This window comes from Xanthomonas sp. CFBP 8152 (assembly GCF_014199025.1).
In the GTDB taxonomy this organism is placed as follows: Bacteria; Pseudomonadota; Gammaproteobacteria; order Xanthomonadales; family Xanthomonadaceae; genus Xanthomonas; species Xanthomonas arboricola_B.
In genome coordinates this window covers 25,064-46,759 of sequence record NZ_JACHNO010000008.1, presented here as the reverse complement: position 1 = coordinate 46,759, position 21,696 = coordinate 25,064, and the positions used below count along the sequence as shown (strand labels likewise).

The following is a 21,696-nucleotide window of genomic DNA, read 5'->3' as shown; positions in this document are numbered from 1 at the left end:
GCCCGCAGGCGCCCATGACGCGACAGGCACGTGCAGATCGGCTACAAACAAGGTCTCGTTGCCAACCTGCGTGCCGATGCTGCCGCTTTCCGCTCATGCGTTGTTGTTGTCCGCCCCGCACCGATCTGCTGGCAGCGTGCTGGCGTTGCTGGGTGATCGGCGCGCAGCCGTCCCGCAGCCGACGCTCGAGGCGGCCGGTCAGTGCGCGGTCTTGTGCGCGAGCGATCATGCAGCCACCGGCATTGCGCGTAGTGGTGCATGGTCAATGCGCACTTCCAGCCACGCCAGGCGGGCAGCGATGCACATTGATGCGATAGGGCTCGGTGCCGCAGCACAATCGCAGGCGGTGCGCTGATGTGGGAAGCACTCGGCACCGTTCGGGACCTTGGGCGGCTGCAGGAAATCGCTGCGGTGCTGATCCGTTATGGATTCGGCGATGTGGTGCGTCGCATCGGCCTGGCCGACGTGCTGGAACGCGCCGGCAAGCTGCTGCACTGGCACAACGCCGAGGGCCGCCTGCGCATGTCTGCGGCGATGCGGGTGCGGCGCGCGCTCGAGGAACTCGGGCCGACCTTCGTCAAGCTGGGACAGGTGCTGGCCACGCGTGTGGACCTGCTGCCGCCGGAGTGGATCGAAGAGCTGAGCGGGCTGCAGAACGCAGTGCCTGCGCTACCGTTCGAACAGCTCCGCCCGCAACTGGTCGCAGCCTTGGGCGCGGAGCCGGGAAGCGTGTTCGCACGCCTGGACGAACAGCCTTTGGCTGCGGCATCGCTGGCGCAGACGCATCGCGCCTGGCTGGCCGATGGCACACCGGTGGTGCTGAAGATCCGCCGCCCCGGCATCGGCGATGTTATCGATGCGGATCTGCGGCTGCTGGCACGCCTGGCGGAAATCGTGGAAACGCGTGCGCCCGATCTCAAGCGTTATCGCCCCGCTGAAGTGGTGCGGCAATTCACCGTCTCCTTGCGGCGCGAACTCGATTTCGCCGCCGAGTGTCGCAATGCCGAGCGCATCGCAGCCAATTTCGCCAGCGACGCCCAGGTGGTGGTGCCGTCCGTCTATTGGCAGTGGACCTGCGAATCGCTCAACGTGCAGGAATTCATCGATGGCATCCCGGGGCGGGATCTGGCGGCTGTGGATGCGGCAGGCCTGGACCGCAAGGCGCTCGCACGTACCGGTGCCGGGATCGTGCTGAAGATGGTGCTGCATGATGGCTGTTTCCACGCCGACCCGCATCCGGGCAACATCTTTTATCTGCGCGACGGGCGCATCGCCGTCATCGATTTCGGCATGGTCGGACGCGTTTCCGAGCAGCGTCGCTTCCAGGTCGCGCAACTGCTGCATGGCATGGTCAGCTACGACGCCGAAGCGGTCATCGACGTACTGCTGGAATGGGCCGGCACTAGCCTGGAGATCGATGAGTCGCGACTGCAGCAGGATATCGGCGCCTTCGTCGACGAGTACCGCGGGGTGCCGCTGAAAGAGCTGCGCATCGGCGCGATGCTGGGCGATGTGACCTCGATCCTGCGCGATCACGGGTTGACCCTGCCGTCGGATCTGGCGCTGATGATCAAGGCGTTTCTCACGCTCGAAGGCATGGGCCGTCAGCTCGATCCGGATTTCGACATGGCCACCGAGGCGCGACCGTATCTCGAACGCGTGGTGCTGCAGCGTTATGCTCCGAGCGCGATGCTGCGGCGCAGCCGTCGCACCGTGACCGGTGCGATCGACCTGATCGGCGATCTGCCACGCGATCTCAAACGGCTGCTGCAGGCCGCACGACGCGGCAAGCTGCAACTGCAGATCGAAACGCGTGCCTTGCGCGAGTTCGGCGAACAGGTCGATCGCGCGGCCAACCGGCTCACCATGGGGATCGTGACTGCTGCGCTGGTGATCGGCTCGTCGATCGTCATGAACAGTGTCGGTGGCAGTGCCAGCCGCTGGCTACTTGCGTTGGGGGTCGGTGGTTTCATCGGCGCAGCGATCTGCGGCGTCTGGATCCTGTTCTCCATCTGGCGGAGCCGCCGTTAGACGCGACGCGCGTGTCGCCCCCCGATTGCAGAACCGCGCATCGCGCACCACACGGCTATTGCGCAGGCGTCAGTTAGTAGTAATACTACTAACCATGGACCTGACCGATACCCAGCAAGCAATCCTGGCCTTGATCGCCGAGCGCATCGATGCCGATGGCGTACCGCCCTCGCAGACCGAGATCGCGCGCGCCTTCGGCTTCAAGGGGGTACGCGGCGCGCAATACCATCTGGAGGCATTGGAACAGGCCGGTGCGATCCGTCGCGTCCCCGGCCAGGCCCGCGGCATCCGCTTGGCCGGGCAGGGCGCCCAGTCGCGCACCCCACCTGCCGCTGCAAACGAACCGATGCGCGACGATGTCCTGCGCCTGCCGGTGCTGGGGCGCGTGGCGGCAGGCCTGCCGATCGGCGCGGATATCGGCTCGGACGACTTCGTGGTGCTGGATCGGGTGTTCTTCTCGCCGTCGCCGGACTATCTGCTCAAGGTACAGGGCGACTCGATGCGCGACGAAGGCATCTTCAATGGCGACCTGATCGGGGTGCACCGCACCCGCGACGCGCGTTCGGGGCAGATCGTGGTGGCGCGGATCGATGAGGAGATCACGGTCAAGTTGTTGAAGATCGGCAAGGACCGTATCCGCCTGCTGCCGCGCAACCCGGACTATGCGCCGATCGAAGTGTTGCCGGACCAGGATTTCGCGATCGAAGGCCTGTATTGCGGGCTGCTGAGGCCGAATCGTTGAGCGCTGCGCCGACGGACATAATGGCGTTATCCCGAGTTGGTAATGCAGGATTCCCCGCTGCCACCGCCATGGTCACCACTCTAATCTGAGTATGTCGCAGCCAGTCTCAGCCTGTGCGATACACCGCCGTTACATTAGCCCTACACCGAAATCACTGACAAGGATCACCCAGATGGATGAGAACAAGAAGCGCGCCCTTTCCGCCGCACTGAGCCAGATCGAAAAGCAATTCGGCAAGGGCTCGGTGATGCGCATGGGCGACCGTGTGATCGAGGCCGTCGAAGTCATTCCGACCGGCTCGCTGATGTTGGACATCGCGCTGGGGATCGGCGGCCTGCCCAAGGGCCGTGTGGTCGAAATCTACGGTCCGGAATCGTCCGGCAAGACCACCCTGACCCTGCAGGCGATTGCCGAGTGCCAGAAAAAGGGTGGCACCGCAGCCTTCATCGACGCCGAGCATGCGCTGGACCCGATCTACGCCGCCAAGCTGGGCGTCAATGTCGACGACCTGCTGCTGTCGCAGCCGGATACCGGTGAACAGGCGCTGGAGATCGCCGACATGCTGGTGCGTTCCGGTTCGGTGGACATCGTGGTGGTCGACTCGGTCGCCGCGCTGACCCCGAAGGCCGAAATCGAAGGCGAAATGGGTGATCAGTTGCCGGGTCTGCAGGCCCGCCTGATGAGCCAGGCGCTGCGCAAGCTGACCGGCAACATCAAGCGTTCCAACACGCTGGTGGTCTTCATCAACCAGCTTCGCCACAAGATCGGGGTGATGATGCCGGGCCAGAGTCCGGAAGTGACCACCGGCGGCAACGCGCTGAAGTTCTACGCGTCGGTCCGTCTGGATATCCGTCGTATCGGCGCAATCAAGAAGGGCGACGAAATCATCGGCAATCAGACCAAGATCAAGGTGGTCAAGAACAAGCTGGCGCCTCCGTTCAAGCAGGTCGTGACCGAAATCCTCTACGGCGAAGGCATCAGCCGCGAAGGTGAGCTGATCGACATGGGCGTGGAAGCCAAACTGGTCGAAAAAGCCGGCGCCTGGTACAGCTATGGCGAAGAACGCATCGGGCAGGGCAAGGACAACGCGCGCGGCTATCTGCGCGACAACCCGCAGGTCGCGGTGCGGCTGGAAGCCGAACTGCGCGAGAAGTTCCAGCCGGCCGAAGCGCCGCGCGAAGCCGGCGACGACGTCGAGAAGGAATAACAGCCGCCAGGCGGCGCGGGACGAGTCGTCATCAGGCAGGTGTGGCGGCAAGCGCGAACCGGGACGTCCGAGTGGGCCACCCCGTTCTGCCTGCCTGCCGCGTCCGCCTGATGGGGGACCGGCAGCGCTGATGGCTGCGGCAGGTTTTCTATCGCGGGGACGGCGGAGTCAGTGCCGTTGCTTCCCGCGGTAGATCTATCGAAGGCCAGGAGGGCAGGCGCCATGGATGGCGCATTGAGGTTGTGTGATTTTGGTACTTGGGACACCCACGATGGACGAGCAACAGCCCGCGCCAAAGCGGGGACGCCGGTTCAAGGAACAGACGCCGGTCCAACGTGCACTGGGATTGCTGGTGCGGCGCGAGCATTCGCGCAAGGAATTGAATCGCAAGCTGCTGGCGCGCGGTATCGAGCCGGACGCTGCCCAGGCGGCCGTGGAGCGCCTGGCGGACGAGGGTTGGCAGGACGATACCCGTTTTGCGGCCTCGGTCGTACGCAATCGTGCAGGCTCGGGCTACGGCCCACTGCATATCCGCGCCGAACTCGGCACCCATGGCCTGGACAGCGATGCCATCAGCGCCGCAATGGCGACATTTGAAGGCGACTGGACCGAAAACGCACGTGATCTGATCCGCCGTCGCTTTGGCGACCAGGGTCCAACCGATCTGCCGCAACGGCGCAAGGCCGCCGATCTGCTGGCCCGGCGTGGTTTTGATGGCAACAGCATTCGGAGCGCCACGCGCTTCGACCTTGAGGACTGAGGGCGTCAGGCCTGCTACCCTTCGTGGTTTCAGGTTGTTCCGCTCATCTGCGCCCACATCTCATTGGGTGACCGGGACTGCCGCCCGCCCAATGCCAGCACATGAACGCACCCGCCAAATTCAGCACTTCCCAGATCCGTAGTGACTTCCTCGCGTTTTTCGAGGGCAAAGGCCACACCATCGTGCCATCCGCGCCGCTGGTGCCGGGCAACGACCCGACCTTGCTGTTCACCAATTCCGGCATGGTCCAGTTCAAGGACGTCTTCCTTGGTGCGGAGAAGCGCAGTTATGTGCGCGCGGCCGACGTGCAGCGCTGCCTGCGTGCCGGCGGCAAGCACAACGATCTGGATTCGGTGGGCTACACCGCGCGCCATCACACCTTCTTCGAGATGCTGGGCAACTGGTCGTTCGGCGACTACTTCAAGAAGGACGCCATCAGCTGGGCCTGGGAGCTGCTGACCCAGGTCTGGAAGCTGCCGGCCGAGCGGCTGCTGGTCACGGTCTACCACACCGACGAAGAAGCCTTCGCGCTGTGGCGCGACATGATCGGCATTCCGGAAAGCCGCATTGTGCGCATCGGCGACAACAAGGGCGCGCCATACGCGTCGGATAACTTCTGGCAGATGGCAGATACCGGCCCGTGCGGCCCGTGCACCGAGATCTTCTTCGACCATGGCGACCATATCGCCGGTGGTCCGCCCGGTTCGCCGGACGAGGATGGCGATCGCTTCATCGAGATCTGGAACCTGGTCTTCATGCAGTTCGACCGCCAGCCCGACGGCACCCTGGTGCCGTTGCCGGCGCCGTGCGTGGACACCGGCATGGGCCTGGAGCGTCTGGCTGCGATCCTGCAGCACGTGCATACCAACTACGAGATCGATCTGTTCCAGGCCTTGATCGGCAAGGCCAGTGCGCTGACCGGCGTCGCCGATCTGGAGAACAAGTCGCTGCGGGTGATCGCCGATCACATCCGCGCCTGTTCGTTCCTGATCGTCGACGGTGTGCTGCCGTCCAATGAAGGCCGCGGTTATGTGCTGCGCCGGATCATCCGGCGTGCGCTGCGGCACGGCTGGATGCTGGGGGTGCGCCAGCCGTTCTTCAGCAAGATGGTGCCGACCCTGGTCGAGCTGATGGGCGAAGCCTATCCGGAACTGGTGGTCGCGCGGGAGACCGTTGCGCGCGCGTTGCTGGCCGAAGAAGAGCGTTTTGCCGAGACGCTGGACGCCGGCATGAAGATCTTCGACGACGTCGCCGCACGCGCGCAGGAAGTGATCCCCGGTGCCGATGCGTTCCGCCTCTTCGATACCTACGGATTTCCGGTCGATCTGACCTCCGATATCGCACGCGAGCGCGGCTTGCGCGTGGACATGGAGGGCTTCGAGTTCGCCATGGAGCGTCAGCGCGAGACCGCGCGTGCCGCCGGCAAGTTCGGTGGCGGCGTCGCATTGCCGGCCGATCTGGTCGCCACCATGTCGCCGACGGTGTTTCTGGGCTACGAGGCCTACGACGCCGATGCGCTCAAGGTCGTTGCGTTGCTCAAGCAGGGCCGCCCGGTCGAGCGGGCGGAAGCCGGCGACGAGGTCATCGTGTTCACCGATCGCACGCCGTTCTACGCCGAGTCCGGTGGTCAGGTCGGCGATAGCGGCCAGTTGAGCGGCAGCGATGTCTCCATCGAGATCGCCGACACCCAGAAGTTTGCCGGTCAGTTTCATGGCCATGTGGGGCGCATCGCCGAAGGTGCGCTCGTATTGGGCGATGTGCTGGCGGGCGGGATCGACGTGCAGCGTCGCGGCAAGACCATCCTCAACCACTCGGCCACGCATCTGCTGCATGCGGCCTTGCGCGAGGTGCTGGGCACCCACGTGCAGCAGAAGGGTTCGTTGGTTGCGCCGGACCGGTTGCGGTTCGACTTCTCGCACTTCCAGCCGATCACGTCAGAAGAGCTCGCTGTGATCGAACGCAAAGTCAATGCCGAGGTGCGCACCAACCACAGTGTCGAAGTGCACAACATGGCCATGCAGGAGGCGCTGGATTTCGGCGCGATGGCTCTGTTCGGCGAAAAGTACGGTGAGAACGTGCGCGTGCTGAAGATGGGTGGCTATTCCACCGAGCTCTGCGGGGGCACCCATGTCACCCGCACCGGCGACATCGGCTTGTTCAAGATCACCTCCGAAGGCGGTGTGTCCTCGGGCGTGCGTCGTATCGAGGCGGTGACCGGGCAGGGTGCGCTGGACCATGTTGCCGATGAAGAGCGACGTCTGCACGAGGCGGCCAGCCTGCTCGGCGGCAACGCCACCGAGGTAGTCGACAAGGTTCGCGCGCTCACCGAGCGTCAGAAGCGGCTTGAGCGTGAGCTGGAGTCGCTCAAGGCCAAGTTGGCCTCCGGCGCGACTGCAGACCTGGGTTCCAACGCTGTTGATGTGGCGGGAGTCAAGGTGATTGCCGTGCGTCTGGAGGGCTTCGACGCCAAGGCCTTGCGCGATGCAATGGATCGTCTCAAGCAGCAGTTGGGCGATTCGGTCGTCGTGTTGGCAGGCGCTGCTGCCGGCAAGGTTGCGCTCGTAGCCGGCGTGAACGGAAGCCCAACCGGCAAGGTCAAAGCGGGGGAACTCCTCGCCCATATCGCCAGTCAGATCGGTGGCAAGGGCGGCGGTCGTCCGGATCTCGCCCAGGGTGGTGGCGAGGATGGTCCCGCCCTTGCGACCGCGCTGGAAGGCGTGCCCTCCTGGGTCAAGCAACACTTGGGCTGAACACTTGTCCTGGTATGCCTTGCTGGTTGGCAGGGTGTCCCGCTACCATTTCCGGTCTATTCCCTTTACCTAGGGCGCGCCTTGTCCGCAGGCCGCCGATGCTGGTGGGAAACCCACCGGTTCCAGGAGATTTGCACAATGTTGATCCTCACTCGCCGGGTAGGCGAAACCTTGATGATCGGCGACTCGGTCACTGTGACCGTGCTCGGCGTCAAGGGTAATCAGGTGCGTATCGGCATCACCGCACCGAAAGATGTTGCCGTACACCGCGAAGAAATCTATCAGCGGATCCAGCGTGGGGATGAGCCGGTCGCGTCCGGTGCGCATCACGGCGACGATTCTTCGAATTGATCGTCATAAAGGGTTTACGTTAGCCCCTCTTACCCGGTATTCTTCGCGGCCTGCAACGGACAACGCGGCAGGACGCAAAAAAACTGGAGCGATGCCCGAGCGGCTGAAGGGGCTCCCCTGCTAAGGGAGTATAGGGTCAAAAACTCTATCGAGGGTTCGAATCCCTCTCGCTCCGCCAGTGTTCTAAACGCCCGCAAATCGCTGATTTGCGGGCGTTTTCATTTGTGTCGAAGGGTAGGTGAGGGGTGTGCTGACGGCAACCGTGCACGACCGGCAGCAACACCGGCGGCACCGTCTGAATTGCCACAAACGCGCGGCAGGCAGCGATTCAAGTAACCCAGGCGTGGGTCGCTAAGGCTGTGACACCTCTCTCGGATCTCGACCCAATGCGCCTACCGCCGCTGCTTGGACGCCTGTTTTCTTTCCGGAGCCGTGGGCTGCAGCACAAGGCCGATGCGGTGGACCGGGTGATGGCGGTGATCGAGTTCGATCTTGATGGCCGCATCCTGCATGCGAACCAGAACTTCCTGTCCCTGATGGGTTATCGGCTGGACGAGGTCGTCGGTCAGCATCACCGCATGTTCGTGACCTCCGGGGATCGCGACAGCGAAAGCTATCGACAGTTCTGGCAGGCGCTGCGTCACGGCGACTTCAATGCCGGGCGGTTCTGCCGCCTGGACAAGAACGGGCGCGAAGTATGGATCAACGCCTCGTACAACCCGTTGCTGGATCGCGCGGGCAAGGCCTATCGGGTGATCAAATACGCCACCGACATCACCGCGCAGGTGCGTCAGACCGCCGATTTCGAAGGCCGCATCGAGGCGATCGACAAGGTCATGGCGGTCATCGAGTTCTCGCTGGATGGCACGGTGCTCGATGCCAACGAGAATTTCCTTGCCGTCATGGGCTACCGGCTCGACGAGATCCGCGGCAAGCATCACGGCATGTTCGTGGACACGCAAACGCGTCAGTCCGCGGCCTATCGTGCGTTCTGGGAGTCGCTCGGGCGCGGCGCGTTCGATGCCGGCCGCTACAAGCGCATTGGCAAGGACGGCAGCGAGGTGTGGATCCAGGCGTCCTACAACCCGGTACTCGACGAGCACGGGCGGCCGTACAAGGTGGTCAAGTACGCGACCGACGTGACCCGTCAGGTGATCGATTCGGCCGATGCCGATGGACGCATCCAGGCCATCGACAAGGTGATGGGCGTGATCGAGTTCGATCTGGAGGGGCGTGTACTCAGTGCCAACGAGAACTTCCTGGCCATTTTGGGGTACTCCGCCGAGGAGGCGATCGGCCAGCATCACCGCGTCTTCGTGGACGCAAGCTACGGCGCCTCCGAAGACTATCGGAATTTCTGGTCGAAGCTGGCGCGCGGGCAGTTCGACGCGGGCCGGTACCGGCGGCTGCGCAAGGACGGGAGTTCGGTATGGATCCAGGCGTCCTACAACCCGATCCTGGATGTATCCGGGCGCCCGTACAAGGTGGTCAAGTACGCCACCGATGTCACCGGTCAGGTGCGCTCGGCCGAGCGCATGCGTCGGTTGATGCAGCAGACCATGAGCGTCGCGCAGAACGTGCAACGCGAGTCGCACCATATTTCGGTCAGCAATCAGGAGCTGGTGAGCCGGTCATCCACGCAGTCGGCGGCCGTGGCGCAGACCTCGTTCACCATCGATCAACTGGCAGAAACCGTACGCACCAATTCCGACAGCGCAGGTTCGGCGCAGCGCATGGCCGAGGCATCGGCCGATGTTGCGCGACGCGGCGCCACCGTCATCGCCGACATGGTCAAGACCACTGCCGGCATTCGCTTGGCCACCGATCGCATCGGCCAGATCATCGAGGTGATCGACGGCATCGCGTTCCAGACCAATATCCTGGCCCTGAATGCAGCCGTGGAAGCGGCGCGCGCTGGCGAGCAGGGGCGTGGATTTGCCGTGGTAGCGACCGAAGTGCGTAGCTTGGCGCAGCGCTGTAGCGTCTCGGCGAAGGAAATCCGTGGCTTGATCGACAACGCGACTGACCAGGCGGGCGATGGTTCGCGCCTGGCCGAGCAGGCCGGGATGGTGATGCAGGACATGGTCAGCTCGGTGCTGCGGGTCACTGAGACCGTGGAGCAGATTGCCGCTGCCAGTCAGGAGCAGGCGCGGGATATTTCCACCGCCAACACCGCGCTGCAATCGATCGGTGTGCAGGCGCGCGATCAGGCGCAGATGGTCGACAATCTGGCACGCTCGGCGCGTGTGCTGGAAGCAGATGCCGATGCGCTGTTTGCCTTGGTCAATGGCGATGGCGATGACGGCACAGAGGCCGCTGCCGTGCAGAGTGAGTCCCCGGTCCAACCGCTTGCCAGGCCTGCCAGGCCTGCCAGGCCACAGGCTGCGTGATCCCCGCGCAGTGATGCAGTGCTGTGCGGCGGTGTGGACGCGACTGCGTCATGCGTAGCATGCGTCATCGCCCGCGGCTTGCTTGCAACTTGGATTGAGCACAAAGAGCCCGCCGGAAGCGGGCTTCTTGATGTGGGCAAAGCCCCAGCCCGCAGCGTGCGGGCTTGTCTGCGGCACACTGCACGTTGGGCGGGGGGCGCTTGGAGCGGCTAACAAAACGTAGCGAGCAGTCGTCAGGCGGTGCGGACGGCGCGCAGCAATCGGAGTGTACGTGTGGTACGTGCCGATTCCGAGCACCGGCCGCGCCCGCCTGGCGGCTGCGCAGTGGTTCTGTCAGTCGCTCTTACTTCGGCAGATCGAACACCACTACTTCTGCATCGCGTGCATCGGCCAGCACGATCTCCGGCTCGTCGGTGATCTGCAGCGCATCACCGGCCGACAACGCCTGGCCGTTGACGCTCAAGCTGCCGCGCGCCACCTGCACGTAGCCGATGCGGCCTTCGGCCAGTGGCTGCTGCAGACGCACCTGACCATCGAGGATCGAGGCATACAGGCGCGCATCCTGGTGCAGGCGCAGCGAGCCGTCCTCGCCGCCGGGCGAGGCGATCAGGCGCAGCTGGTTACGCTTGCTGTCGGTATCGAAATGCTTTTCCTCGTAGCTGGGCTCGATGCCGTTGCGTTCGGGCATCACCCATATCTGCAGGAAGTGCACCGGTTCGCTGGCGGAGTGATTGAACTCGCTGTGGGTGACGCCGCTGCCGGCGCTCATGCGCTGCACATCGCCGTAGTGCAGGACCGAGCCGGTGCCCATGCTGTCCTTGTGCTCCAGTGCGCCGCCCAGGACGTAGGAGATGATCTCCATGTCGCGGTGGGCGTGGGTGCCGAAGCCTTCGTCTGGAGACACCTTGTCTTCGTTGATCACCCGCAGCGGGCCGACGCCCATGTGGCGCGGGTCGTGGTAACTGGCGAAAGAGAAGGTGTGACGCGAGGACAGCCAGCCGTGTTCGGCGCGGCCACGGGTTTCGCTCTTGCGGACATTCAGCATGCTGCTTCTCCTTGAAAGGGTCGGTGTTGCCGGGAGTGAATCGGTGTTCCGGCCACTTGATGGGTAGTCTCCACTTCCGCATCGGCGTCAAAAAGCGAGTAGATTTGGGCGTTATCATCGAAAAAATCGAACAATGAAGATCAGCCTGGAAGCGTTGCAGATCCTGGATGCGATCGACCGCCGCGGCTCGTTCACGGCCGCGGCCAAGGTGTTGTTCAAGGTGCCGTCGACGATTTCCTACACGGTCTCCAAGCTGGAGGACGATCTGGGCGTGCAGCTGTTCGCACGGGTCGGTCCGAAGGCGACACCGACCCAGGCCGGGCGTGAGTTGCTGCGCGAAGGGCGGCAGCTGCTGCGGGCCGCGCAGGAGCTGGAGGTGCGGGTACGGCGGGTGGCCTCGGGTTGGGAGTCGGACTTTGCGATCGGGCTGGATGCGATCCTGCCGGTGGCCTTGCTGCAGGCGCAGATACTGGACTTCTACACGGTGGCCGATAGCACACGTCTGCGCGTGGTGAGCGAATCGTTGTCCGGCAGCTGGGAGGCGCTGCTGGATCGGCGCGTGGATCTGATCGTCGCGGCAGGCGAGGGGCCGAGCGGTGGCGGCTATGTCGCCGAGGCGATCGGCACGCTGCGCTTCGTGTTCGCGGTGGCCTCCACGCATCCGCTGGCGGGCGCCGGCACCCTGGGCGCGGCCGAGCTGGCCGAACACCGTGCGATCGCGGTGGCGGATTCGGCGCGGCGTCTGCTGCCACGCACGGTGGGCCTGCTCTCCGCGCGCGATGTGCTCACCGTGCCGGACATGCAGGCCAAGCTGCAACTGCAGCTGGCCGGTGCCGGCTACGGCTTTCTGCCCGAGCCGTATGCGCGCGGCGCGCTGCAGGAGGGCCGGCTGTGCGAGCTGCAGGTGGAAACCCGCAAACCCGACGAAACCTTCTACCTGGCATGGCGGCCGGGCGAGGAGGGAGAGGCACTGGGCTGGTGGCGGCGCGCACTACGTCGGGAGGGACTGTTCGATGGCTGGCTGCAGTCGCTTGCCGAAACGTATCGTTCCGCCGCCGCCGGGCAGTCGCGCGTGTGAGGAAGGGCGGATAATGGGCCCTCGCCGTCGCGCAGGGTCGCCGCATGCAAGGCTTGATCGAACAGTACGGATTGGCGCTGGTGTTTGCCAACGTGCTGGCGTTGTCACTGGGCCTGCCGGTGCCAGCGCTGCCGACCCTGGTGCTGGTCGGTGCTAGCTACGCGCTGCAGGGCGGGAGCGATGCATGGCTGGCCGGATTGACGGCATTGGCAGTATCGGTGCTGGCGAGTCTGCTCGGCGACCTGGCCTGGTATCTGGCCGGCCGCCGTTTCGGCAATCGCACCTTGCAGTCGCTGTGCCGGCTGTCGCTGTCACGCGATACCTGCATGAAAAAGACCGAGCGGTTCTTCTCGCGCTGGGGTGTACGGGTATTGACGGTGGCCAAGTTCGTGCCCGGTCTGTCGATGGTCTCGGTGCCGATGGCCGGTGCGATGCGGGTGCGCCCGGCGGCGTTCCTGCGCTACGACGCCCTGGGTGCGTCGCTGTGGGCGTTGGTCGGGCTGAGCCTGGGCGCGTTGTTTGCGCACCAGGTGCAGGGCGTGCTCGCAGTGCTGTCCGATCTGGGGTCCGGGGCGGTTGTCGTGCTGGCCGTGTCGCTGGCCTGCTATGTCGGCTGGCGTTGGTGGCGGCGGCAGGTCTTGCTGCGCTCGCTGGAGCATGCGCGTATCGCGGTGGAGGAGCTGGTGCCGCTGCTCGATGGCGACCAAGCGCTACGGCCGGCAGTTCTGGATATCCGGGCGCCGGGCCATCGCGATCTGCAGCCGTACACGATTCCCGGCGCGGTGTTCGCCGACGAGCGTCAGCTCGCGCAGATCCTGGCCAGCGTGCCGCGCGATCGCAGCGTGGTGATCTACTGCGCGTGTCCGGCCGAGGTGTCGGCGGCGTGGTTGGCCGGTCGGATGCGCGAGCGCGGATATCGCGACGTGCGGCCGTTGCTGGGTGGGCTGGATGCGTGGCGCGACGCCGGGCATCCGGTGACCTCGTTGCTGCCGGTGGCGGGGGTTGCCCGGACCGATGCGCTGGGTGCGATGGCCTGACCGCAGTGACGCGGTGTTTGCGGCGCACATGCTGGTCTTTGGCACTTGCTGCGTCATGTTCGCTGCGTGGTACCAGCGCAGCCACGCCGTGCACTCGAACGATAGGCAAAAAAAAGACCAGCAAGCTGGTCGTTTTCTTCAAGATTGGTGCGCCCGGAGAGATTCGAACTCCCGACCGCCTGGTTCGTAGCCAGGTACTCTATCCAACTGAGCTACGGGCGCATTATCTTGTTTTGACTTGCATTCCTAACTTGCAGGTCCTTCGCGGTGCGATCGGACCTTTGTAACTAAAAAGACAGCGGTTGAAGGCTGTCTCTTGTTGTTTCTGAAGATGGTGCGCCCGGAGAGATTCGAACTCCCGACCGCCTGGTTCGTAGCCAGGTACTCTATCCAACTGAGCTACGGGCGCGTCGTCAGGAGCGGAATTATGCGGATGCCCGGAGTCCTCGTCAATCCCTTTGTGACATTCGATTGTCGCTACCCTCATCGCCAAGACGCCGGCGCAGCGCAGCGGCCACGGCGGCAGGCGTCTTCATCCAGGCGAAGTGATCGCTGCGCGCGCCCAGTTGCGCATCGTCCAAGGCGACGAGTTCGACGCGTGCCTGCGGCATTTTCTGCAGCAAGGCTTGCAAGGCGCCGGGCGGGCCGAAGCGATCGCGTGCGAAGGTCACTGCGCTGATCGGCATCTCGAGCTGGCCCAGCGCCTGCTCGAGATCCCACGAGGTGCCGGCCGCACGATAACGATTGCTGCGACCGACCTGCGCCCAATCGGCGATCAGGCTGCGCGCCTCGGTGCCGCCGAAACCGAGCGTTCGTCCATGCAGCACGCCTTGCGTGCGTGCCAGCCATGGCAGCAGCCGGAAGATCAGTGGCAGGCCGTAGCGCATCGGTACCGGAAAATTGCGCCAGTACGGCGAGCCGCTGGCGACCAGCCACAGCTGCGCAATCCGTGTGGGCTGCAACGCGGCATGGCAGCAAGCCAGTTGGCCGCCCAGGCTGTGACCGCCCAGCATGCACGGCAGCCGCGGGTCATGCAGGTCGAGCAGCGCCCGGCTGGCGGGGATATCGTCGGCAAGCAGCGTGCGATAGCCCCAGTCGTGCTGGCGCGAGGGGCGCAGCGTGCTGCTGCCATGGCCGCGCCATTCGTGCAGATACACCGCGATGCCGGCGCAAGCCAGGGCGTGCGCGAACGGCTGGTAGTGTCGCGCAGCAACGCCCAGTGCCGGCAGCCACAGCAGGCTGGCGATCGGCCGCGCCGGTGCGTGGCGCAGCACCTGCCAGGCGTGTCCATCCGCGGCGGCGACGGCAAGCGTGCTGGCCTGCACGCTCATGGGCTGGGCGCGGCGCCGAAATGGTCCAGCACCAGCACCTCGCCGTGACCGGGGCTATGGCCGAGGCCGATGGCGCGCGCGACGTAGTCGATCGCCGCTTCGCAGGCATTGCGCAGGGACAGGCCCTGGCACAGCTGCGCGGCAATGGCCGCCGACAGGCTGCAGCCGGTACCGTGCGCATCGACCTGCAGGCGCGGATGCATGAACACGTCCTGGATGACGCCGTCATCGAAGCGGTCGATCACCCGCGTGCCCTCGTGCAGGTGGCCGCCCTTGAGCAGTACCGCGTTGGCACCGAGTTCGAGCAGGGCGGCGGTGGCGTGCTCGGCGGCGTCGCTACCGTCGATGCGGCGGCCGGTCAGCAGTTCGGCTTCGGGCGTATTGGGTGTGATCAGCGTGGCCAGCGGCAGCAGGCGTGTGCGCAGGGCCTCCAGCGCGGCATCTTCGAGCAGGCGGGCGCCACTGGTGGACACCATCACCGGGTCGAGCACCACGAACGGTGGGCGATGGGTGTGGAGCAGATCGGCCACGCAATGGATGACCTCGGCATTGGCGAGCATGCCAAGCTTGACCGCCTGAATCTGGAAATCGGCAAAGCAGGCATCGACCTGCGCCTGCAAAAACGCGATCGGCGGGAGATGCACGGCGGTGACGGCGCGCGTGTTCTGCGCGGTCAATGCGGCGATCGCCGACAGGCCGTGCACACGGTGCGCGGCGAAGGTCTTGAGATCGGCCTGGATGCCGGCACCACCGCCGGAATCGGAGCCGGCGATGGTCAGGGCGCACAGCGTGCTGGACGTGGTCATGCGTGGAGTCTGCCCTGCCGCCTGGTGGTTGTGCGGATCATCGCGTACGCCAGCGACGCCATTGCAGGTAGCCAACATAGCCTGCACCGGTCAATCCGGTGAGGCCGGCCGGCAGGTAGAGCGCGTCATAGTGCCAGCGTAGGAACAGCCAGGTGCCGAGCATGCTGCCGCCGAGAAAGCCGCCGATGATCAGTCCGCTCAGCGTGAGCCGGCGCACCTGCAGCGGGCGCCCGCGCAGCAGGTGCCCCAGGCCGATGCCCAGGTCGGTGAACATGCCGCTCAGATGGGTGGTGCGGACCGCCGCGCCACTGAGGGTGGTGGCCATGGCGTTCTGCAGGCCGCAGGCGCCTGCGGCGACCAGCGCGCCGCCGACATGGTGCAGCTTGAACAGCGGGATCGCAGCCAGCAACAGCAACGCTTCGAGCAGCAGCGCCGCACCGTAGCGCTGCCCTAGCCGCAGGACATCGTCCTGGATGATCAGGCCGCTGAGCATGGCGCCTGCGCAGAAGGCGATCAGGATGCCCCAGAGAAAACCGATCTCCGGCGCGCTGTTCTGCACCAGGGCCACGCCGAGCAGGCTGGTGGTACCGGTGAGGTGGCTGACCACCTGGTGCTCTGAGCCCAGGTAGCCGACCACGTTGACCATGCCGGCCACGCCCGACAATGCCACCGCGCCCATCCAGACCCAGCGCGGCAGCAGGATTCCCATCGCCGGTCAGGGTGTGCCGTTGACGGCGACCTGCGAAAACGCGCCGGTTTGCGGGTCGTACAGCGCGCCCCAGAAGGCACTGCCGCCGTCGCATACCCGGATCGCTTCCTTGGCCGGCTTCACTGGCGGATCGTTGGGCAGCCTGAAGGCATTGATGTAGATCAGCTGCTGGCCCTGGATCACCACACCCACGTACTGGCGGTCGAAATCGCGCGGCTCGGGGATGGTCGGGGTCAAGGCATCCTGCCTGGATTCGAGCTGTTCGATCTGCTGCTGGCTCGGTGTCCAGTAGCCGGTGACCTGGCCCGGATGCCGCGCCGGGCTGTCGCGCGAGCAGGTGTCCAACACCTGCTCGGCAATGCCCTGGCGGGTGATGACCCAGGACTGCCCGTTCTTGAGGTTGGTCGGCACGCTTGCTGGCGGCGGCGCGGTCGCGCAACCGGCCAGTGCCATGACGGCAAGAGCCGCAGCGCCGCGCAGCATGTGCATCACAGCACCTCCGAGGCAAAGTCGGCCAGGCGCGAACGCTCGCCGCGACGCAGCGTGATATGCGCGCTGTGCGGCCAGGCCTTGAAGCGGTCCACCGCATAGGTCAGGCCCGAGGTGGTTTCGGTGAGGTAGGGCGTGTCGATCTGTTCGACGTTGCCCAGGCACACGATCTTGGTGCCGGGGCCGGCACGGGTGATCAGCGTCTTCATCTGCTTGGGGGTGAGGTTCTGCGCCTCGTCCAGGATCAGGTAGCGCGACAGGAAGGTGCGCCCGCGCATGAAGTTCATCGAACGGATCTTGATGCGGCTGGCGAGCAGGTCGTTGGTGGCCGCACGCCCCCAGGAGCCGCCGTCCTGGTTGTGGGTGAGCACTTCCAGGTTGTCGGTCAGCGCGCCCATCCACGGCGTCATCTTTTCCTCTTCGGTACCGGGCAGGAAGCCGATGTCTTCGCCGACGCTGACGGTAGCGCGGGTCATGATGATTTCGCGGTAACGCTGCTGATCCATCGTCTGCGCCAGGCCGGCGGCCAGCGCGAGCAGGGTCTTGCCGGTACCGGCGGTGCCGAGCAGGGTGACGAAGTCGATCTCCGGGTCCATCAAGGCGTTGAGCGCGAAGTTCTGCTCGCGGTTGCGCGCCACGATGCCCCAGACCGCGTGCTGGCCGCTGCGGAAATCATCGACCAGGCACAGCGTGGCCTTGCCGCCGCCGACCTTGGCAACGCGCAGTTCCACTTCATCCTCGCCCGGCAGATACAGGTACTGGTTCGGATACCAGTCTTCGTCGTCGGCCAGCACGATCTCGTAATGGGTGCGGCCACGCTCGTTCCAGCTGCGCAGGTCCTGGTTGTGCTTTTCCCAGAAGTTGTCCGGCAGCTCGATGGCGCCGGTGAACAGCAGGCTGAAATCGTCCAGCGCGCGATCGTTCTGGTAGTCCTCCGCGTTCAGGCCGCTGATGTAGGCCTTGATGCGCAGGTTGATGTCCTTGGACACCAGAATGACCGGCACATCCGGATGCTCTTCGCACAGCGCCAGCACCGAGGCCAGGATCTTGTTGTCCGGGACCATCGCGCCGAAGGTGCGGCCCGGGTCGATCGGATGGATCTGGAAGTACAGCCGGCCGATCGCCGCCTGGCCCTTGAGCTGGATACCCTGCGGATGGCTGAGCAGGATGCCGGCCTGGATCTGCTCGGCGTTGGTGTTCTCCAGCAGTTCGTCCAGGAAGCGGCTGACTTGGCGCGCATTGCGGCTGACTTCGGACGTGCCCTTCTTGGCGTTGTCCAGTTCCTCGATCACCTGCATCGGCAGGAACACATCGTGTTCCTCGAATTTGAACAGCGCTGTGGGATCGTGCATCAGCACGTTGGTGTCCAGCACGTAGATGCGCTTGCCTTGGGTCATTGGGTCTTCCAAGTGATGGAGCAGGGGCGAGCCATCACGCCTGCGGGGCAGGGTGATGGAGGACACGGGAAACCAGGGGGCATCACTGTCCGGCGTGCGCCTTCAACGCGGCCAGCACGGCGTCGGCATGGCCGGCGACCTTGACCTTGCGCCAGGCCTGCACCACGGCCCCCTCGGGTGACAGCAGGAAGGTGCTGCGCTCGATCCCCAGCACCTGCTTGCCGTACATGTTCTTTTCCTTGATCACATCGAAGGCGCGGCACAGGGCCTGCTCGCCATCGCTGATCAGCGGGAAGGCGAACCCCTGCTTGGCGCAGAAGTTGTCGTGCGACTTCACCGAGTCGCGCGAGACACCCAGCACGACCGCGCCGGCCTGTGTGAACTGCGGCAGCAGTGCATTGAAGTCCAGGCCTTCGGTGGTGCAGCCGGGCGTGCTGTCCTTCGGATAGAAATACAGCACCACCCATTTGCCGGCGTAGCCGCGCAGCGTGGTGTGGGTGCCGCCGGACAGCAACAGTGGCAGGTCCAAGCTTGCAGCGGGTAGTTCCAGTACAGCGTCGGTCATCGTTGCTCAGCCCTAAGTGGAGGGGCGTACGGCGCGGTCATGCCGGACCGACGTCCATCCCATCATAAGCAGCCACATGGAAACGTTTGGCAAGCGCATCGAACTGCGCATTGCGCTGATTCAGCGACTCGATGGTGTGCTGTTCCAGCTTGTCCACGTGCAGGAAGTACGACTCCTCGTCGTCGCCATCGTCTTCGTCGCGTTCGCCGAGGAAGATGTCGATGACGCGATAGCCGTCCTGGGTCAGTTGCTCGGCGAGGTGTTGCAGCGGTTGCTGCGCCGGGTCGGCGAAGAAATACTCCCAGCGCAACGGCCCGTCGAGATTCCAGTCGGTCTCGGAGCGGATGTGCGCGAACATCTGTTTCAGCGCGGAAAGGGCAATGGCCATCGGAACGTCTGCCTCAGAACTTCATCGGGTCCATGATCGCGTCGAGATTGAGGTGATCACAGAATTCCAGGAAATCATCGCGCAGCGCGGCGATGTGCATGTTGGCCGGCACGCCGATCGTCACCTGCGCAGAGAACATCTCCGCGCCGGTCTGCATGGCGCGGTAGCGCGTGCTCTGCAGGTTCTCGATGGTGATGCCCTGGCGGTCGAAGAAATCGGCCAGCTGGAACAGGATGCCCGGCTTGTCGGCGGCGATGACTTCGACGATGTAGGGCAGCAGGTTGGACTGGGTCTGCTTGGGGCCGGTGCGGTACCACACCAGCTTCAGGCCTTCCTCGCGCTCGAGCCGGGTCAGCATCGCTTCGAGCTTAGCGACCGCATCCCAGGAGCCGGTGGCCAGGGCGGTGACCGAGACATCGCGCCCCACCGTAGCCAGGCGGGCGTCCACGAGATTGCAGCCGCTGTCGGCGATGCGGCGGGTGACGGGCAACAGGGGGGACTCCGGATGCGTCGTGTAGGCGTTGATCAGGAGGTGGTTTTCGGTCGGCGAAGGCCGGGGAGTCGAGTCGGTCAAAGGGGCTTCCGGCATTGCATCAGGCTGAATGGCCGCCCGGGCAGGCGCCCTGGCGGTGACCAGCATACTTGCCCGTGGTTTCGCGCCGCAAGTAACATGCAGGCGGCCACAACCCGCGTGCGCGCGGGCCTTTCCTGTCACGTAAGAGCAGCAGAATCTTGTCCCTTTCCGGCATCATCACCGCGCTGGCGACCCCTTTCGGTCCGGACGGCGCACTCGACCTGGATGCCTGGCGGCGGTTGCTGGAACAGCAACTGCACGGCGGCGTGCAGGGAATCGTCGTCGCCGGTTCCACCGGCGAGGCCGCGGCATTGAGCGACGAGGAGTACGACACCTTGTTGCGTGCCGCGGTTGCGCAGGTGGCCGGCCGCGTGCCGGTGCTGGCCGGTACCGGCCTGTCAGGCACCGCCAAGACCATTGCGCAGACGCGCCGCGCCGCGGCGTTGGGTGCGCGGTACGCGCTGGTGGTGACGCCGCCGTACGTGCGTCCGACCCAGGCCGGCCTGCAGGCGCATTTTTTGGCGGTTGCCGACAACGGCGGGCTGCCGATGGTGCTGTACAACGTGCCCGGGCGCACCGGATGCGACCTGTTGCCGGAGACGGTTGCCGCGCTGGTCGGCCATCCGAACATCGTCGGCATCAAGGAAGCGCGCAGCGAACCGGAGCGCGTCGCCGCGCTGGTGGCGCTGCGCAGCGAGTCCTTTGCAGTGCTCAGCGGCGACGACGGCAGCGCCGCGCAGGCGATGCTGTCCGGTGCCGACGGGCTGATTTCGGTGGCGTCCAACGCGTTGCCATCGGCGTACCGGCGGCTGTGCGATCTGGCCCGCGATGGCCAGCGCGAGGCGGCCACTACGTGGGACGCACGCCTGAGCGAGTACCACAGTTTCTGCGGGATCGAATCCAATCCCATCCCGGTCAAGGCGCTGCTGCAGCGCGCCGGGATCGGGCACGGCCTGCGTCTGCCGTTACTGCCCCTCTCTGCGGCGCACCAGCCTGCCGCCGACCGCCTTGCCGCCGACGCTGTTGCGTTGGAAGCGCTTTCCAGCCGCGAAATGCTCGCGGCCTGACCCAGGAGATCTATCGATGCGTCATTCCGTTTCCCCCGTCCGCGTGCTCTCGCTCGCGTTGCTGGCGACCGCCACCGTCGCCGCCACGAGCGGTTGCAGCTGGTTCCACAAGGGCGCACGCGGTGACTACGCGCTGGCCCCGGAAGCCCGTCCGCTGGAAGTGCCGCCGGATCTGAACCTGCCCGACACCTCCGGTGCGATGAAGGTGCCGACGCTGGCATCGACCGCACAGCAGAATGCCTCGGCGCCGCCGTCTGCCAGCGCCAACAGCGGCTTCACCGTGCCGGGCGAGCGCGACGCGGTGTTCGCCAAGGTCGGCGCGGCGCTGGCCGACATCCCCGGCCTGACCATCGCCAGCAAGGCGCAGATGCTCGGTTCCTACGACGTGAGCTACGAGGGGTCCAGCTTCCTGGTGCGCGTGGTGAAGGTCGACGCCGGCAGCTATGTGTCGGCGGTGGATCCGCGCGGCATGCCGGCCACGGCGGCAGCGCCGGTGGCGGTCATCACGGCGTTGAAGGGCAAGCTGGGCGGCTGAGACCGCTGCAGCAATCGCAGACAGCATAACGGGCGCTTCGGGCGCCCGTTCTGCGTTTTTGCTGCGTGGTTGCCCGGCTGGATGCTGCCAGGCGCTGATTCAGCGTTGCAGCAGCGGCAACTTGTTGGGCTTACCGTCCCACTCGGCGGCATCGGGCAGCGGCTCCTGGCGAACGGTCAGCACCGGCCAGGCCTTGGCCAGCTCGGCGTTGAGCGCGACGAAGCCTTCCTGGCCTGCCGGGACGTCGTCTTCCGGGTAGATCGCATTGGCCGGGCATTCCGGCTCGCACAGCGTGCAGTCGATGCACTCATCCGGGTCGATGACCAGGAAATTCGGGCCGACGTGGAAGCAATCCACCGGACAGACCTCGACGCAGTCGGTGTATTTGCACTTGATGCAGTTTTCGGTGACAACAAAAGGCATGGCGGAATCCGGCGTTTAGCC

20 protein-coding genes, 3 tRNA genes, 1 other RNA gene and 1 pseudogene are annotated in these 21,696 nt (G+C 65.2%); 12 read left to right on the top strand and 13 right to left on the bottom strand.

Going from position 1 to position 21,696, the window contains the following annotated elements:
- The first annotated feature begins 354 nt into the window (after positions 1 to 354).
- The 8 genes and pseudogenes from ubiB to FHT09_RS19195 form a co-directional block, all read left to right on the top strand.
- Positions 355 to 2,031, top strand: a complete 1,677-nt coding sequence (gene ubiB, locus FHT09_RS19230) for a 2-polyprenylphenol 6-hydroxylase (RefSeq protein ID WP_104606725.1) — start codon at positions 355 to 357, stop codon at positions 2,029 to 2,031.
- Positions 2,032 to 2,125: 94 nt separating this feature from the next.
- Positions 2,126 to 2,773: a transcriptional repressor LexA gene (gene lexA / locus FHT09_RS19225; protein ID WP_104537811.1), complete on the top strand. Its 648-nt coding sequence runs from the start codon at positions 2,126 to 2,128 to the stop codon at positions 2,771 to 2,773.
- A gap of 172 nt (positions 2,774 to 2,945) precedes the next feature.
- On the top strand, positions 2,946 to 3,980 hold the full coding sequence (gene recA / locus FHT09_RS19220) for a recombinase RecA (protein ID WP_016904265.1): 1,035 nt from the start codon (positions 2,946 to 2,948) through the stop codon (positions 3,978 to 3,980).
- A 271-nt stretch (positions 3,981 to 4,251) separates the two neighbouring features.
- Positions 4,252 to 4,740 carry a recombination regulator RecX gene (gene recX / locus FHT09_RS19215; RefSeq protein ID WP_016904266.1) on the top strand — a complete coding sequence of 163 codons (489 nt, stop codon included), beginning with the start codon at positions 4,252 to 4,254 and terminating at the stop codon, positions 4,738 to 4,740.
- A 101-nt stretch (positions 4,741 to 4,841) separates the two neighbouring features.
- Positions 4,842 to 7,490 (top strand): alanine--tRNA ligase, encoded by a 2,649-nt coding sequence (gene alaS / locus FHT09_RS19210; protein WP_184417084.1) that lies wholly within the window; start codon positions 4,842 to 4,844, stop codon positions 7,488 to 7,490.
- Between the two features lie 138 nt (positions 7,491 to 7,628).
- On the top strand, positions 7,629 to 7,841 hold the full coding sequence (csrA, locus tag FHT09_RS19205) for a carbon storage regulator CsrA (protein ID WP_003481884.1): 213 nt from the start codon (positions 7,629 to 7,631) through the stop codon (positions 7,839 to 7,841).
- Between the two features lie 85 nt (positions 7,842 to 7,926).
- Positions 7,927 to 8,019 (top strand) — tRNA-Ser (locus tag FHT09_RS19200).
- Positions 8,020 to 8,254: 235 nt separating this feature from the next.
- A pseudogene (locus tag FHT09_RS19195) lies at positions 8,255 to 10,135 on the top strand (PAS domain-containing protein); the annotation flags it as partial.
- Positions 10,136 to 10,438: 303 nt separating this feature from the next.
- On the opposite strand, the gene FHT09_RS19190 reads toward FHT09_RS19195, so the two are convergent.
- Together FHT09_RS19190 and FHT09_RS19185 are read right to left on the bottom strand one after the other, a co-directional pair.
- Positions 10,439 to 10,513: non-coding RNA, sX9 sRNA (locus FHT09_RS19190), on the bottom strand.
- 61 nt (positions 10,514 to 10,574) lie between these two features.
- Positions 10,575 to 11,276, bottom strand: coding sequence for a pirin family protein (locus FHT09_RS19185; protein WP_104606728.1), 702 nt, complete (start codon positions 11,274 to 11,276; stop codon positions 10,575 to 10,577).
- A gap of 133 nt (positions 11,277 to 11,409) precedes the next feature.
- Between FHT09_RS19185 and FHT09_RS19180 the strand changes: the two genes are divergently transcribed.
- Together FHT09_RS19180 and FHT09_RS19175 are read left to right on the top strand one after the other, a co-directional pair.
- Positions 11,410 to 12,354 (top strand): LysR family transcriptional regulator, encoded by a 945-nt coding sequence (locus FHT09_RS19180; RefSeq protein WP_104606729.1) that lies wholly within the window; start codon positions 11,410 to 11,412, stop codon positions 12,352 to 12,354.
- Between the two features lie 44 nt (positions 12,355 to 12,398).
- Positions 12,399 to 13,391 carry a DedA family protein/thiosulfate sulfurtransferase GlpE gene (locus FHT09_RS19175; RefSeq protein WP_104606730.1) on the top strand — a complete coding sequence of 331 codons (993 nt, stop codon included), beginning with the start codon at positions 12,399 to 12,401 and terminating at the stop codon, positions 13,389 to 13,391.
- Positions 13,392 to 13,536: 145 nt separating this feature from the next.
- Here FHT09_RS19175 and FHT09_RS19170 read toward each other — a convergent pair.
- The 10 genes from FHT09_RS19170 to FHT09_RS19125 all read right to left on the bottom strand — a co-directional run bounded on the left by FHT09_RS19170 (position 13,537) and on the right by FHT09_RS19125 (position 19,716).
- Positions 13,537 to 13,613: transfer RNA gene (locus tag FHT09_RS19170), tRNA-Arg, on the bottom strand.
- A 110-nt stretch (positions 13,614 to 13,723) separates the two neighbouring features.
- Positions 13,724 to 13,800: transfer RNA gene (locus FHT09_RS19165), tRNA-Arg, on the bottom strand.
- Between the two features lie 40 nt (positions 13,801 to 13,840).
- On the bottom strand, positions 13,841 to 14,722 hold the full coding sequence (locus tag FHT09_RS19160) for an alpha/beta fold hydrolase (RefSeq protein WP_104606731.1): 882 nt from the start codon (positions 14,720 to 14,722) through the stop codon (positions 13,841 to 13,843).
- Positions 14,719 to 15,528, bottom strand: coding sequence for a bifunctional hydroxymethylpyrimidine kinase/phosphomethylpyrimidine kinase (gene thiD, locus FHT09_RS19155; RefSeq protein ID WP_104606732.1), 810 nt, complete (start codon positions 15,526 to 15,528; stop codon positions 14,719 to 14,721). The genes FHT09_RS19160 and thiD overlap by 4 nt, the downstream gene beginning before the upstream one ends.
- Before the next feature lie 37 nt (positions 15,529 to 15,565).
- Positions 15,566 to 16,237, bottom strand: coding sequence for a YoaK family protein (locus FHT09_RS19150; protein WP_104606733.1), 672 nt, complete (start codon positions 16,235 to 16,237; stop codon positions 15,566 to 15,568).
- 6 nt (positions 16,238 to 16,243) lie between these two features.
- Positions 16,244 to 16,726 carry a hypothetical protein gene (locus FHT09_RS19145; protein ID WP_104606734.1) on the bottom strand — a complete coding sequence of 161 codons (483 nt, stop codon included), beginning with the start codon at positions 16,724 to 16,726 and terminating at the stop codon, positions 16,244 to 16,246.
- Entirely contained in the window at positions 16,726 to 18,123 is a 1,398-nt protein-coding gene (locus tag FHT09_RS19140) for a PhoH family protein (RefSeq protein ID WP_104537800.1), read from the bottom strand. The genes FHT09_RS19145 and FHT09_RS19140 overlap by 1 nt, the downstream gene beginning before the upstream one ends.
- Before the next feature lie 82 nt (positions 18,124 to 18,205).
- Entirely contained in the window at positions 18,206 to 18,688 is a 483-nt protein-coding gene (locus tag FHT09_RS19135; RefSeq protein ID WP_104606735.1) for a peroxiredoxin, read from the bottom strand.
- Positions 18,689 to 18,725: 37 nt separating this feature from the next.
- Positions 18,726 to 19,076, bottom strand: a complete 351-nt coding sequence (locus FHT09_RS19130) for a ribonuclease E inhibitor RraB (RefSeq protein WP_047130307.1) — start codon at positions 19,074 to 19,076, stop codon at positions 18,726 to 18,728.
- A gap of 13 nt (positions 19,077 to 19,089) precedes the next feature.
- On the bottom strand, positions 19,090 to 19,716 hold the full coding sequence (locus FHT09_RS19125; protein ID WP_104606736.1) for a glycine cleavage system protein R: 627 nt from the start codon (positions 19,714 to 19,716) through the stop codon (positions 19,090 to 19,092).
- A gap of 92 nt (positions 19,717 to 19,808) precedes the next feature.
- On the opposite strand from FHT09_RS19125, the gene dapA reads away from it, so the two are divergent.
- Both dapA and FHT09_RS19115 read left to right on the top strand, forming a co-directional pair.
- Entirely contained in the window at positions 19,809 to 20,717 is a 909-nt protein-coding gene (gene dapA, locus FHT09_RS19120) for a 4-hydroxy-tetrahydrodipicolinate synthase (protein WP_104606737.1), read from the top strand.
- A 16-nt stretch (positions 20,718 to 20,733) separates the two neighbouring features.
- Positions 20,734 to 21,252: a hypothetical protein gene (locus FHT09_RS19115; RefSeq protein WP_047130309.1), complete on the top strand. Its 519-nt coding sequence runs from the start codon at positions 20,734 to 20,736 to the stop codon at positions 21,250 to 21,252.
- Between the two features lie 99 nt (positions 21,253 to 21,351).
- Here the strand turns inward: FHT09_RS19115 and fdxA are convergent, their stop codons facing one another.
- Positions 21,352 to 21,675: a ferredoxin FdxA gene (gene fdxA, locus FHT09_RS19110; protein ID WP_006453280.1), complete on the bottom strand. Its 324-nt coding sequence runs from the start codon at positions 21,673 to 21,675 to the stop codon at positions 21,352 to 21,354.
- Positions 21,676 to 21,696 lie beyond the last annotated feature (21 nt).